Annotated in this window: 1 pseudogene; it reads right to left on the bottom strand. The window is 64.4% G+C overall.

The window, feature by feature from the left end:
* Positions 1-232: pseudogene (locus tag AC1DYK_RS36395) on the bottom strand (hypothetical protein); the annotation flags it as partial.
* Positions 233-357 lie beyond the last annotated feature (125 nt).

Genomic DNA, 357 nt, shown 5'->3' with positions numbered 1-357 from the left:
CAATGCCGGAGCGCTTCAGATCCTTGACGACGCCGTTCCAGCTGGAGGAGTCCGCGAAGGAGCCGTGCACCAGCACCACCGGCGGCTTGGCACCCGGGTGGTGAGACTCGATCTCGGTCGCCTCGGCGGCGCCGGCGGGCGTGGTGACCATCAGGGCCAGCGCTGCCGCACCGGCGGCGGTTCCGAGGGCGGCGTATGTCCGGAAAGAGTGGCTCTTGAGCTTGCGGTTCATCGGTGATCTCCCTGTCGGATGCGTCGGTGACGGCTCCGGGATGCGGACTGTCCGGCGCCACATCAAAACCCTAGAGTGAAATTACCTCGTGTACAAGTTACAAGTGAGTGATTCGCTCGTGGAAG

It is taken from the genome of Variovorax sp. P2_H12, assembly GCF_056403395.1.
Note: the sequence above shows the minus strand (reverse complement) of the source record. Positions and strands in the feature narration are given on the sequence as shown.